Source organism: Cohnella sp. SGD-V74 (assembly GCF_003001675.1).
Lineage (GTDB): Bacteria > Bacillota > Bacilli > Paenibacillales > Paenibacillaceae > Cohnella.
This window is the reverse complement of record NZ_PVYW01000028.1, coordinates 36,273-50,195: the sequence shown is the minus strand read 5'-3', so window position 1 is coordinate 50,195 and position 13,923 is coordinate 36,273. Positions and strand designations below refer to the sequence as shown.

11 protein-coding genes are annotated in these 13,923 nt (G+C 58.4%); 1 reads left to right on the top strand and 10 read right to left on the bottom strand.

The genetic code is table 11. The features are described 5' to 3' along the window. Positions 1-512 precede the first annotated feature (512 nt). The 9 genes from B0G52_RS31325 to B0G52_RS31285 all read right to left on the bottom strand — a co-directional run bounded on the left by B0G52_RS31325 (position 513) and on the right by B0G52_RS31285 (position 12,117). Positions 513-1,355, bottom strand: a complete 843-nt coding sequence (locus B0G52_RS31325) for a DegV family protein (RefSeq protein WP_094050370.1) — start codon at positions 1,353-1,355, stop codon at positions 513-515. A 145-nt stretch (positions 1,356-1,500) separates the two neighbouring features. Further along, the gene (locus tag B0G52_RS31320; protein WP_094050369.1) at positions 1,501-2,946 is read right to left on the bottom strand and encodes a nicotinate phosphoribosyltransferase; all 1,446 of its coding nucleotides are present in this window, start codon (positions 2,944-2,946) and stop codon (positions 1,501-1,503) included. A gap of 27 nt (positions 2,947-2,973) precedes the next feature. Continuing rightward, entirely contained in the window at positions 2,974-3,519 is a 546-nt protein-coding gene (locus B0G52_RS31315; protein ID WP_094050368.1) for a cysteine hydrolase family protein, read from the bottom strand. Positions 3,520-3,678: 159 nt separating this feature from the next. Then, positions 3,679-4,515, bottom strand: a complete 837-nt coding sequence (locus B0G52_RS31310) for a carbohydrate ABC transporter permease (RefSeq protein WP_094050367.1) — start codon at positions 4,513-4,515, stop codon at positions 3,679-3,681. A gap of 29 nt (positions 4,516-4,544) precedes the next feature. Beyond that, positions 4,545-5,426 (bottom strand): carbohydrate ABC transporter permease, encoded by an 882-nt coding sequence (locus tag B0G52_RS31305; RefSeq protein WP_094050366.1) that lies wholly within the window; start codon positions 5,424-5,426, stop codon positions 4,545-4,547. Between the two features lie 96 nt (positions 5,427-5,522). Further along, entirely contained in the window at positions 5,523-6,830 is a 1,308-nt protein-coding gene (locus B0G52_RS31300) for an ABC transporter substrate-binding protein (RefSeq protein ID WP_198960766.1), read from the bottom strand. A gap of 125 nt (positions 6,831-6,955) precedes the next feature. Beyond that, on the bottom strand, positions 6,956-8,551 hold the full coding sequence (locus B0G52_RS31295; protein WP_094050365.1) for a response regulator: 1,596 nt from the start codon (positions 8,549-8,551) through the stop codon (positions 6,956-6,958). Next, positions 8,544-10,355, bottom strand: coding sequence for a cache domain-containing sensor histidine kinase (locus B0G52_RS31290; protein ID WP_094050364.1), 1,812 nt, complete (start codon positions 10,353-10,355; stop codon positions 8,544-8,546). Before B0G52_RS31290 ends, B0G52_RS31295 begins: the two co-directional genes overlap by 8 nt. Before the next feature lie 487 nt (positions 10,356-10,842). After that, a complete protein-coding gene (locus B0G52_RS31285; protein WP_094050363.1) occupies positions 10,843-12,117 on the bottom strand; it encodes a methyl-accepting chemotaxis protein in 1,275 nt (424 codons plus the stop codon). A gap of 95 nt (positions 12,118-12,212) precedes the next feature. Between B0G52_RS31285 and B0G52_RS31280 the strand changes: the two genes are divergently transcribed. Next, on the top strand, positions 12,213-13,070 hold the full coding sequence (locus B0G52_RS31280; RefSeq protein WP_094050362.1) for a metallophosphoesterase: 858 nt from the start codon (positions 12,213-12,215) through the stop codon (positions 13,068-13,070). Positions 13,071-13,077: 7 nt separating this feature from the next. Here the strand turns inward: B0G52_RS31280 and B0G52_RS31275 are convergent, their stop codons facing one another. Beyond that, on the bottom strand, positions 13,078-13,779 hold the full coding sequence (locus tag B0G52_RS31275; protein ID WP_094050361.1) for a TerC family protein: 702 nt from the start codon (positions 13,777-13,779) through the stop codon (positions 13,078-13,080). Positions 13,780-13,923: the final 144 nt, after the last annotated feature.

Genomic DNA, 13,923 nt, shown 5'->3' with positions numbered 1-13,923 from the left:
GCTGCAGCCCGACGGTGGCGGCTTACAGCGAGCCATTCCCGGATTTCGGAGCTGCAACCCGACGGTGGCGGCTTACAGCGAGTCAATCCCGGATTTCGGAGCTGCAGCCCGACCTCGGCGGCTTACAGCGCGCCATTCCCGGATTGCGGGGCTGCAACCCGACCTCGGCGGCTTACAGCGAGCCAATCCCGGATTTCGGAGCTGCAGCCCGACCTCGGCGGCTTACAGCGCGCCATTCCCGGATCGCGGAGCTGCAACCCGACCTCGGCGGCTTACAGCGAGCCATTCCCGGATTGCGGAGCTGCAGCCCGACCTCGGCGGCTTAGAGCGCGCCATTCCCGGATCGCGGGGCTGCAGCCCGACCTCGGCGGCTTACAGCGCGCCATTCCCGGATCGCGGAGCTGCAGCCCGATCGTGGCGGCTTAGAGTGCGCGAACCGTGTGACGTGCTTTAGACTTGTTGAACTGCAGCGTAATTTATCTAATGTGTTAGCCTGCAGAACGCATACACAGCTATTCGCAATAATACATGAAGCCGATCGCGCCGACGCCCGTGTGCGTGCTGATGATCGGCGTCGTATCCTCGATTCTGATCTTGTCGTAGCCCGTCCGCTCGACGATCGTCTCTTTCAGCTTCGACGCGAGCTCGTGTCCGGCGGCATGAACGAGGCCGACGCCCCGGACGACCTTGCCCTTGACGTCCTCGGCGAACTGCTTCGCCAAGTACTCGACGATCTGCGCCTTGCTCCGCACTTTGGCGACCGGCGTATATTCGCCTCCGTCCAGGCTGGCGATGATCTTGATCTTCAGCAGCGAGCCGATCCACGCTTTGCCCTTGCCGATGCGGCCGCCCTTGACCAGGTTGTCGAGCGTATCGACGACGACGAACAGCCGCGTGTTCTTGCGAATCCGATCCAGCCGCTCGACGATCTCGCTTACGCTCTTGCCGGCTTTGGCCATCTCCGCGGCTTCGACGACTTGAAAGCTAAGCGCTTTCGAAATATAGCGGGAATCGACCACGGTGACGCTCGCCTCCGACATTCCCGCGCCCATCTCGGCCGAACGCACCGTCCCGCTCATCCCCCCCGTCATATGGATCGACAGAATGTCGCTCCCGTCGCTGCCAAGGCGGTCGTAGGCTTCCAGGAAAACTCCCGCCGGCGGCTGGGAGCTCTTCGGAAGCTCGGGGGACGCCTGCATTTTCTCGATAAACTCGGTCGGCGTAATGTCCACCCGGTCCAAATAAGTGTCGCTCCCGATGCTGATCGATAGCGGAACGACCTCGATCTCGTGCTGGCGTAATTCCTCGTCCGACAGATCGACGGTCGAATCCGTAACTATCTTGATTTTGCTCATTGGACTTCCTGCTTTCGTGATAGACTTAGCCGCAGCTTTCCATGTAGTCTATCATTCCGGCTCCGTCTATCGCAACTTTGTTGGTCTATATCATGCTGAACCAATTAAAGGGATGCCCATTGCATTCCGAAAGGGATATTCCCGTTTATTCCGAAAGATGCTTGCGGATCAGCTCGGCCTTGAGCTTGAGCACGGCAGGACTGTAGTTGACGCGATACGGCTCCGGATTCAGCTTGCGCAGATGCTCCGGCCAGAACAGCGCAAGCTGCTTGGCGTGCTCGTCGCGAATGTCGTCCAGCGCAGGCAGGCGATAGACCGGCTCTCCCTCCGCGAACACGGCCTGCAACAGCGGAATCGCCCGGTAACGGTCGACCCGCTTGAACCGGTGGGGGTGGAGCGGATCGAACAGCGTAAGCGGCCTGCCTTCGGCAATGTCGGCGTCCCCGGGCAGCGTCACGTAATCGGCTTCCGCCATGCCGTTGTCCGCGTTCACGATGCGATAAGCTTCCTTCACGCCGGGATTGGAGATTTTCTCGGGATTTCCCGAGATTTTGATGACCGGTTCCAGTTCTCCCGCTTTCTCCCTGGCCACCAGCTTGTAGACGCCGCCGAGCGCGGGCTGATCGAACGCGGTAATGAGTTGGGTCCCCACTCCCCAGCTGTCGATCTTCGCGCCCTGGGCTTTCAATTCGGCGATCAGGTTCTCGTCCAGATCGTTGGAAGCGACGATCTTCGCGTCGGCGAAGCCCGCTTCGTCCAGCATCGCCCGGGCGCGTTTGGACAAGTAGGCCAAGTCGCCGCTGTCCAGGCGGATCCCCTTCAGCCGCTTGCCCTGCCGCTCCAGTTCGCGCGCGATGCGGATCGCGTTCGGAACGCCGCTCTTCAGCGTATCGTACGTATCGACCAGCAACGTGACATGGTCGGGAAGCGCCTCGGCGTACTCGCGGAACGCCGCCTCTTCGCTGTCATGGCCTTGAACCCAGGCATGCGCGTGCGTGCCCGCGGTCGGAATGCCGAACTTCATGCCGGCGAGCAGGTTCGACGTCGCATGGAAGCCGGCGATATAGGCGGCTCTCGCCCCCCAGATCGCGGCATCCGCTTCCTGCGCGCGCCTCGTGCCGAATTCGAGCAGCAGCTCTTCGGGAGCGACCTGCTTAATTCTCGAAGCCTTCGTCGCGAGCAGCGTCTGGTAGTTGACGAAGTTGAGCAGCGCCGTCTCGATCAGCTGAGCCTCGAACACTCTCGCTTCCACGCGCACGAGAGGCACGTTCGGAAATACGGGAGTCCCCTCCGGTACCGCATAAATGCTGCCCCCGAACTTGAAGCCGCGCAGCTCGTCGAGGAAAGCCTCGTCATAGCGCTCCTCCTGCGTCCGCAAGTAGCGAATCTCTTCCTCGCCGAACGACAGCTTGCGCACGTAGTCGACCAGACGCTCCAGCCCGGCGAACACCGCGTAGCCGTTGCCGAACGGCAGCTTGCGGAAATACGCTTCGAATACGGCCCGTTCGTTGTTCGTTCCGCGCTTCCAATGCGCGTACATCATGTTGATCTGATATTTATCCGTATGAAGCGTCAAGTTCGCTTCGCTCATGGCGGCAGTTCCCCTTTTCTCTCGCGGTTACCGATAATCCCGGACGACCTCGGCGCCCAGCACGCCTTCGAAGTGACCGAGCGCCCATTCGTGGCCTTGTGGGTTAAAGCTGGCGACCGCGTCGGCGTGTACGACCGTACGGAAGCCCTTATTGTAGGCGTCCACGGCGGTGTGCAGCACGCAGATGTCGGTGCAGACGCCGACGAGATGAACCTCCCGGACGTCCCGTTCGCGCAGCTTCAGCTCCAGATCGGTTCCGCAGAAGGCGCTGTATCTCGTTTTGTCCATCCAGTAGACGCTGTCCCCGGCCTCCGCGTACCATTCATCCAGCTTGCCGTACAGCTTCCGGCCGTCCGTGCCCCGAATGTTGTGAGGAGGGAACAGCTTCGTTTCCGGATGGAACGCGTCCCCTTCCTCGTGCAAGTCGACCGCCATGACAACCCAATCTCCCTGCTCCGCAAAACGCCGCGCGATCTCGCACACTCTATCCTCGATGGCGATTCCCGGCTCTCCGACCGGCAGCTTCCCGACGACGAAGTCAACCGTATAATCGATCACGATCAAAGCTTTCATAGCTCGCATCCCCTCCTTAGTCTTCATCCCCCCTATTGTCGTACAGCCGGAGGAAAAAATCAAAGCGGCGCGCTCCTGTCGAACCGATCCGAACGATCGACAAAACGGAGCACCCCCGTTAGACGCGCGCGTCCGGGAATGCTCCGTTAGAGAGTTCGACTATCCTTTTACAGCGGAACCGACCGTCATCGCCTTCTCGACCTGTTCGCTGAACAAAATGTAGATCAGCACCGTCGGCAGCGAGGCAATCGTCATCGCGGCGCCCATCGCGCCCCAATCGGTCGTGAATTGCCCCTGGAAAAACTGTAAGCCGAGCGGCAGCGTCTTCAGCGCTTCGTCCGAGATCAGCATAAGCGCGATCGGATATTCGTTCCACGCAGCCAGGAAGACGAAGATGACCATCGTGGCGATTGAAGGCTTCACGAGCGGCAGCATGATTTTGAAGAACGTCTGATAAATATTCGCCCCGTCCAGACAGGCGGACTCCTCCAATTCGTTCGGTATCGTCCGGAAAAATCCGAAAAACACCATCGTCGAGAATGAGAGGTTAAACGCGATATACGGAATGATCAGCGACGCGTAGGTGTTCGTCAGATTAAAATCGCGAACGAGAATGGCCAGCGGAATCATAACCACCTGAACCGGCACGAACATCCCGATGACGACGTACATCTGCGCGAATGTCTTTCCCTTCCAGCGCAATCTTGCCGCCGAGTAGGCGAACATGACGGCGAGGCTGATCGTGCCGACGATCGTCACGACCGTTACGAGCACGCTGTTCAGGAAATACTGCGGCACGTTGAATTCGGATATCGCCGAAACGTAGTTTTCGAAACGGAGCTGCGTCGGGAACCCGAACGGATTCGTCACGAAAATCTCGTTATTGTCCTTAAGCGAATAGAAAACCATCCATATAAGAGGATAAACGGAAACGATCGCGTATCCCCACAGGAAAATTTGAAACAGCGGATTGCTTTTGCGCAACTTCGAGAGCATGGGGCAGCCTCCTTTCTGTACGGCTTGGTCTAGTACACGATCCGTTCGCGCGCGACGAGGCGGTTAATCGCGAACGTCACGATCAGGCATTCGATAATCAGGAACGCGGCGGCCGTCGTGCCGTAGCCGTATTCGCCGACGCGGAACGCGGAACGATACATCATGTACGTTAGCGTGTAGGTGTCTGTGCCCGGTCCGCCGCCCGTCATGATCTGCATGTTGGCGAAGGCGTTAAGACCGCCGGTGATCGCCAGCACGAGGCAGAACTTGTACGTCTCGGACATGAGCGGAATCGTCACTTTCCAGTGGGCTTTCCATTTCTCGGCGCCGTCGATCTTCGCGGCCTCGAGATACTGCTCGGGAATCGAGTTCGCCGCGGCGAGCAGCAGCGCGAAGTGATAGCCCATGTTCTGCCAGGCGTTCACGACGGCGACGGCGTAGATCGCCGTATCGCCGTTGGACAGCCAGTCCTGGCGATACGAAATGCCCAGCGCCTCGAACACTTTGTTGATCAATCCGTATTCCCCGTTGTACATCGCCAGCCAGAGCTGACAGACGACCGTAACGGACAGCACGACCGGGATGAAGTAGCTGATCCGCAGAAACTTCCTGCCGCGCACCATCTTATTGGAGATCGTCAGCGCCAGCACTGTGCCGATGCCGATCTGCAGCACCGCAATGACGGCGGCGAAAATGATCCCGTTCTTCAGCGATGTATAGAACAAGCGGTCTTCGAACAGCCGCTTGTAGTTGTCCAATCCAATGAACGTGCCTTCCGTAAGACCGTTCCAGTCGTACAGGCTGCGATAGAACACTTGCAGCGTCGGCCACATGACGATCACGCTAAACAGCAATATCGTCGGCAACGTAAACAACAGAATCGCCGTCTTGTTTCCCAGAAACTTGTTCATGTTCTCTCGCTCCTTGCATGTCCGCAAAATAAAGCCACTTATACCGTGGGCGTATAAATGGCTTTATTTTGCGATTTATCGTGTACGCGGTCTTCCTTATTTCATGCCGTTCTCCAGATCGGCGATGAATTGGTCCGCCGTGTAGGAACCGCTAAGCAGCGCTTGGGAAGCATCCTCGATCGCGGCTTTGAATTTGGTGTTCGACAACCCCCAAGCGAACGCGGTCGTGCTCGTAATGTTCGGCAGGTCTTGGGCCAGCCGCTCCATGAGCGGATCGTAAGCTTTCTCGACCGCCTTCTCGACTTTCGTCGATACGATCGGACTGCCTTTCTTCGTCACCTTGAACTCGGCGTATTTGAGCGCCATGAAGCTGGCCACTTCGGCAGCGAGCTCCTTGTGCTTCGTGTTGGCCGATACCGCGTATCCACCCGGGTTGCCGCCGCCGCTGAACGCCATTTTGTTCGCTTCGTAGGAAGCGGCGTCCGGAGCCGGATAGTACATGTAACCGACTTTGTCTCCGAGCGCTTTCGTGGAAGCTTCGATCTCCCACTGGCCGTTGACGAACATCGCGGCCTTGCCTTCGTGGAACAGCGCCGCGGCCTGGTCGTAGTTCAGGTTCGTAGCGCCCTTAGGCAGCAGTCCGGCTTTGACGAGATCGACGATGTCTTGCGCGGCTTGCTTGTATCCCGGGTCCGACGGCTTGGCTTGGCCTTTGTCCAGCGCGCTGATGCCGGCCGGATTGTAGCGCGTCGCGAAGATGTCGTAGAAGGCGACGTCCGGCCACTTCTCCTTGGCGAAGATGGACAGCGGCGTAATGCCTTTCGCCTTGAACGCGTCGATCGCAGCATGCATCTCTTCGAGCGTCGTCGGCACTTTCACGCCGTTTTGTTCGAACAATTCTTTGTTGTAGTACAGAAGAATGACTTCGTTGCCCGCGTACGGGAATGCGTATACGTGCTCGTCTTCCGTATAGAGCGTGTTCAAGGCGCTCGGCAGCATCTTGTCCTTGAAACCGAACTTGTCGACGTATTCGTCCAGCTGCAAAATATTGTTCGATTCCCTGAATACGTTGATCAAGTCGAGTCCCGTGTTGAAGATGTCCGGCAAGTTGCCCGTAGCCGCGTACGTCTTCAGCTTCTGCCCGTCGTCTTGAGCCTGAATCTCGAGCTCCAGCTCGACGTTAGGCATCTCCTTCGCCAATTCGGCGACGGCGTAATCGTAGTAGCCCTTCGTGTCCTCGTCCGAATACTGCGCGTAGATCCGCAGCTTCGTCTTGCCTTCGGCCGAACCGCCGGCGGTGCTTTCCGCCTCTTTGTTGCCGGAGTTCGAACCGCAAGCCGACAAGGCTGCGGCCGTCAAAGACAGAGCCAGTCCCAGAGATAAAACCTTATTGATTTTCTTCATTTCGTTGAACCCCCCGCTTAATTGGTCGTACTTCATGGAAAGAAATAATCGATTCAGTGTGGGAACAACTCAAGTATACCGGGGGAGAACTTTCACCAGAATGGACTATGTGCGGCTGAATTGGACTATCCGCGCATCTTTTCGAAATCTCTCGGAGAGGCTCCGTAATACTTCTTGAACGCCCGGCTGAAATAGGCCGGATCGTTGTATCCGACCTGTTCGGCAATATCCGCGAGCTTGATCCGGCCTTCGAGCAGCAGCGCTTTCGCCTCTTCCATCCGCTTCTGCGTAATGTAATCGGTCACGGTAATGCCGTGCGTTTTTTTGAATACGCCTCTAAGGTAACTCGGATTAATGTACACCTGCTGCGCCAGCGTCTCGACCTTCAGCTCCGGATCGCGGTACTGCTCGTCGATCAGTTCCTTGGCAGTCTGCGCGATTTTGCCCGATTTGGTCTGCCTGTGCAGCGCCATGTATTCGATCGCCTTCAAATAAAGGTCGACAATCCAGCTTTCCGCCGCTTCGAAGGAATGCAGCGTCATAACGTCGCTGTACGGGAAGAAGTCTTCCCCGAAGCAATCTTCGATCGGATGGCCTTTCTCTGACACGCACGACAAGCAGACCGAGACGAGACCCATGCAGATCGTGTAGACGTAGTCGAGAGAGAGCCGATCCTCGCGAATGCCCTTGAAAACCGCCCGAAGCGTCCGCTCCGCGCCAGGCCCGTCCCCCATCCGAAGCGCGATCAGCAAATCTTCGTTCGTCTGGGACGGAATAAACCCGCTGGCAAACCCTTTGACGCCTTGGCTGCGCGAGTCGTATTCGATCACTCGTCCGTTGCCGACGACGAATTTGTATTGCAATGCCCGAAGCGCTTCCTTGTAAGATTGCCGGATGCCCGCGATGTCCGGTTGGAACGTGCCCAGGCCGATCGCGATCGACAGCTTCAAATATTTCCGGATGGAGGCGCACAGCCTTTCGTAGCTTGCCCTGACCGCATCCGGGTCGCTCCCGTCGCCGCTTGCCGGTTCGTAGACGCAGATCGTCCGGCCTTCCGGTCCATTGAAAATAAGCCGGTTCCCTTCGCCTTCGAGCGCCTCCGCCATAATGTTCGCCACCGCGAATTTCCATAGCTCCCGATCTCCGACGTTGCTCCATTTCGCGTCCTTGGGGTCGATCTCGATGCAGGCTGCCTGAAAAAGGTTCGAAGCCTCCGGATAGCCGAGCTCGGCCAGACGGGCGCGGATTTCTTCCGGCTTCTGTTCCTCGCTCTCGAGCAGACGATTGAGAAAGCCTTCCTTCCACATCGCTTCGTTCGCCTTGAGCGTCAGCTCGCGATCCTTCGTTTCCCGAATTTCGGTCTGGAGCTTGGAGAGCGTGAGCAGCAGTTCCTCCTTGGTGAACGGCTTCAGCAAATAGTCCTCGACGCCGATTCGAATCGCCTTCCTCGCGTATTCGAATTCGTTATGCCCGGTAATGATGACGACGCCGATCGCCGGATAACGCCGCTTCAGCTCTTGCGAGAGCTCCAGTCCGTCCATGAACGGCATATTGATATCGACCAGCGCGATGTCCGGACGTTGACCGTCAGCGAGCTCCAGCGCCTCGACTCCATTGCGGGCTTCTCCGCAAATTTGGAACCCGTACTTCTCCCAAGGCAGTACTATTTTTAAAAAATCCCGAAAAATCGATTCATCGTCCGCTATAAGCACTTTAATCATCTGTCGTCACTCCGTTCTTCTCGACGGACGGCAGCGTCACCGTTACCGTCGTTCCCCGTCCGGGTTCGCTGGCAATCGCCAATCCGTACTGCTCGCCGAAGGATAGCCGAATGCGCTCGTTCACGTTGCGCAGACCGAACGATCCCTCCTTCTCCTCGGAGGGGTCCGCCGGCGGCCGCAGCAGCGCAGGAAGCTTCTCTCCCGGTATGCCGACCCCGTCGTCCGTCACTTCGAGGACAATCAACCCCCTGCTTCGATAACCGCGAATCAGCAGGCGTCCCGGCTCGCGCTTCAGCTTCAAGCCGTGATAGATCGCGTTCTCAATCAGAGGCTGCAGTGTCAGCTTCAGAATAGGATGAGGCATGATGCCCGGATCGACGTCGATCGAATAAGTGAACACGTCCGAATAGCGAATGTGCTGGATCGCCAAGTAATCCTGGACAAGCCGCACTTCTTGCTCGATCGTGATCATCTCTCTTCCCTGATTCAGGGTCAGCCTGTAGAAGTCGGCCAACGCTTTCGTCGTGCGCTGGACATCCTTGATTCTTCCCATTTCGGACAGTGCGTAGATGACGTCCAGCGTGTTGTACAAAAAATGAGGCTTGATCTGCGATTGAATCAACGCGAGCTCATACTCCCGCTTCTGCTTCTGCTCGACCTTGATGTTGGCGAGCAGCCCCTTCATTCTCCGGATCATCTCGTTAAAGCCCGCCGCAAACAAGCCCAATTCGTCCTTGGAGTCGATGACGAGCCGTTCGTCCAGATCGCCTTCCTGGAAGCCTTTCATGCTCTTGGCCAGACGGATGATCGGCCGGGCGATCCACTGGGACAAATACGTGACGCCGATCGTCGCCAGCAGCAGGCACAAGCCGGCCACGATCGCCAGCGTAAGCTTGATCTGGGTCAGGTCGGTCGTCAAGGCGCTGAGCGGCGTAACGCTCGCCAGCTTCCAGCCGAGCATCGGGAAGCTTCGGATCGTGAGCAGCATCTGCTCGCGCTGAATGGAACGGATCGACGTCGCGTCATCGTGCTCCTTGATCCAGGACGCCAGCTCGGCGTCTTCGACGGACCGGAGCAGCGCGTCGTCCCTGCTCGCGGATACGACGCTGCCGCCTTCGTCCACGATCAAATACCGGGCGGAAGGCTCCGCGTTCATCGTCCGCAGCACGGCGGACAGCCGGCTTTCCTTCAAGTTCAGCAGCAGCACGCCGAGCGTGCGCCCCGTCTGGATGTCGATGATCTTCTTGCCCGCGGTAAGCACGGGCGTCTGTTCGTCCGTCACCCAATAATCCCTGCGCTGCATCGGCAGCCACAGATTGATCCCGTTCGTCGCGTCGAGCTCGGCATAAATGGCGTCGGAATCGGGGGGCCGCTTCTCCTCCAGCTTCGGATGGGAGGCGTACACTCTGCCGGACGTATCGATAAAAACCGCGGAATCGACGTCGGGGAAGACGAGCAGCGCGAGGCTGATCTGGGTGGTGATCGCGGTATAGCGGGCCAGGTTGAAATCCGCGGAAGAATCGGGATGGGCGGAGATCGCGCGGTTCAGGTTTAAGCTGAGCATGTTCGCGCTGCTCTCCACGTTGCCGAGCATGCCGTTCAGACGGCTGATGATCAGTCCGGAATTGTCGGCGAAGCTCTTGGCCGTCTTGTCGACGATCGCGTTGGAGTAGACCGCGTTGCCCGCATACCCGAGAATCAGGAACGGAATCAGCAGCAGCGGCATGTAGACGAGCCAAATTTTCGTGCGGATTCTGCGATCCCTGAACCATCCGCCGATCGTACGCGTGCGTTGTTCGTTCATCCGAACTCTCCTCCCCCTTCCTGGCAACGAAACTCGCTGCTTGTCCGGGCTTTGCTCCTGCTATCGAATAATCATACCGATACGGACTCGGCTTTTGCAACCGAGCAGCTTAGTCGGAGGTCGAACTTTTGGCAGGGGGGAACCGGGGGGCGAATCGGTCTTTTCGAGCATGCGAAGGAGCCGTCCTATAAGTAAAATAAGGCGTACTGGACGATTATCGATGGATGCAGGGTAATGGGCATCTATCTCCTTCCGATGCGAGATACCCCACAAAGTGACGTTAAGCTTCGAAGCTTACTCCGATTACTTTGCGGGGGCCCCAAGAGCGTGATCCTGAAATTTTGAATAGGTAGACCCGTTACAGGGTCATTTCAGGACCGTATGAGGCAGTCTCCAGGAGATAGATGCCCTTCTTTTTTCATCGATAATCTTGTACGACTTACTTATAGGACGGCTCCTGCCCTCACTATTTCGTTACAATGACGACTCAGGAGCGGAAAAACTCCGTCTTCGTTCTCAGCTCGGCGGATTTGGCCCGCAGAGAGTCCGTAGAAGCGGCGATCTCTTCCATGACGGCCGTCTGCTCCTGGGAGGCGGAGAATACTTGCTGCGCCCCGAGCCGTATCCGATCGGCCACTTGCGCCACGCGGCGCGCCTCGTTCAACTGCACGGTCGCCTGCTCGGCTTGGCGGGAGATGTCCGCGGCCATCGATTCGACGAGGTCGACGACGCGCTGGGCTTCCTCGTTCACTTCGCGGAAAGCGGCGGCGAACTGCTGGCCGTTCTCCGCTTCGCGCTCGGACAGCTCGTACTGGGAACGAATGTGGCCGACCGCCCTGCCTACCTCTTCCTGAATATGACGAATGAGCGTGCGGATATTTTTAACCGAACCGGCGCTCTCGTCGGCGAGCGACTTCACCGCATGGGCGACGACTTCGAAGCCTCGGCCCTCTTCCCCCGCCCTCGCCGCTTCGATCGAGGCGTTCAGCGCCAGCAGATGCGTCTGGTCCGCGATCTCTCCGACGACGTTGGAGATTGTGCCAATCTGCTGAGCGTAATCGCTCAGCTTCTCGACGACGTCCATCGCTTCCTTGTTCAGCTCGGACAACTGCCGCATGCCGCCGATCAGCGACCGGAACACTTCCTCGCTCTGCGCGGCGGCGTGATTCATCTGGCCGACCCGCTCGCGGGCGACGGCCGCTTCTTCGCTCATCCGGCCCGCGGCCGCAGCCAGCGTCTCCGCGTCCAGGTGCAGCCGATCCGCCGATTCGGCCTGCGTCTGCGTGCCGGAAGTAATCGCTTCCGACTCGCTTGTCATCTGCTCGATCTGCCCGGCCGCTTGTCCGATCGCTTCCTGCAGCTCCTTGACGTGCGAATCGGTAAGCCTCGTATTTTCCTTGATGCCGTCGATCATCGTCCTGAGCTGCTTCAGCATCGTTTCGAAAGCTTCGCCAAGCTCCTGCATCTCGTCGCCGGAGGACGGGGGAGCCACGTTGGCCCGCAAATTCCCTTTGGCCGCCTCTCTTGCCGCCGTAGTGAGCGACAGAAGCGGCCGAAGCAGCCACTTCGCCGCGAAAAAACCGAACAGGCCGGTCCAGAAAATGCCGAACAGCAGCGTCAGCAGAACAAACAGCCATCCGGACATGAAATCGAACATATCTTTAAGTACTAAGAGAAAGAAGGCGCTGGTCGCGTAAGTAACGGCCGATGCCGCCGTAATTCCGATAACCATCTTCTTGACGATTCCGAATTTCGTTTTCATGAAGCTTCCCCCTCGTTGCCTGAATATTCTTCCATTGAAGCATGCATTCGACAAGGATACTGTGATATACTTCACATTTTAAGGAGGAAGGCGGCATGATCCTAGCAACCATCGCGGCTCTGCTGTTGATTGTTACGGCGTTAGGCATATATGGCGTCGCAGGCGAGCGCGGCCGACTGCGCATCGTTCATCAGACGATTCGTTCCTCCCGCATTCCGCCGGGCTTCGACGGGGTAACGATCGTTCAATTCAGCGACACGCACCTCGGTCCGGGTTATTCTGTCGAACGGCTGGGCAAGCTCGCGGACGCCGTCAACTCGCTTCGCCCCGATCTTGTCGTATTCACCGGGGATTTGCACGACGCGCGCCGAAGAGACAACATCGCCAAATACGACCCGTCGCCTCAGCTAGCACGGATCGAGGCGCGACTCGGCAAGTTTGCCGTATACGGCAACCACGACTTCGGTTACGAGCGGAACCTTCGCTCGTCGGGCGCCTTCTTGAGCCGCGGCGGCTTCTCCGTTCTGATCAACGCGACGCGGCGCATAACGCTTCCAGGAGGGGAGTTCATCACGGTCTCGGGATTGGACGATTACGTGCTGGGCAAGCCGAACGCGACCAAGGCCGTGTCCCGGCTGGACAACGAGCGCTTTAACCTGCTGCTCGTCCACGAGCCGGACGTGGCGGATCGGCTGATCCGTTACCCGATCGACCTGCAGCTGTCCGGACATAGCCACGGCGGACAAGTGGCGCTGCCGCTTCTCGGCCCGATCGTGCGTACGCAGCTCGGCAGCAAGTACGTCGGCGGGCTGTACCGGATCGGCGGCCGATTCCGCGACAAGCGGCCTTACCTGCTGTACGTCAACCGCGGAATCGGAACGACGCGCATTCCGGTCCGATTCCGCTGCGTCCCGGAGCTGACCGTGTTTACTTTGCTCCGGGCGGACGATTGAAGACGATCTACTTGTGCCCCGTTCGCGCCCTCTCTTCCCTGCTTGCGGACGGAGTTGCTTCCCGTCTGCGCCACAGGAAAGCGACCGCGACGACGAACAGGGCCGACGCCGCGGGGAACCAACCTCTGCCCAAGGCTCCCAGAGCAGGCAGACGCTCGCGGATAAGCTCGACGTCCCCGAGCATCTGCCCGGCCGTGAAGCCGAGTATGGCCGAGCCGACCCAGACGATGAACGGATAACGGGTCAGCGCCCTAAGTATCAATTGGCTGCCCCATATAATGAGCGGAATGCTCAGCGCGATGCCCGCCGACATCAGCCACAGGTCGTTGTCCGCGATGGCGGCGATCGCCAGCACGTTGTCGAGGCTCATGATCAGATCCGACAGCAGGATGATGGCTACCGCCTTGCCGAGAGACGAGCTTCCGGCTACCTGCTTCTCCTCCCCGTCGTCCAGCAGCAGGTGAATCGCGATATATAGAAGTAGAAGCGATCCTATCAACCGCACGGCCGGAATGTCGAGCAGCGCGATCGCGGCGATCGACAAGACGATGCGCAGCAGCACGGCACCCAGCGCTCCCGCCCAGATCGCCCTCTTGCGCAGACGCTCGGGCAAGCTCCGGCTGGCCATGGCGATCACGACCGCATTGTCCCCGCTAAGCACGATATTGACCAGCAAAATTTCCAACAACAGCAACAACTTATCCCACATGTCGTTCTCCTCGTCTTCGATTTGCGGCAAGTTCGACGATTGCCGGGTACAACGGAATCATTATTGCCCAAATCGGCCATATTCATAGTCTATGATCGTATGGGGATTGAATGAGCCCGGCGAATGCGCGATGATAGTAGAAGA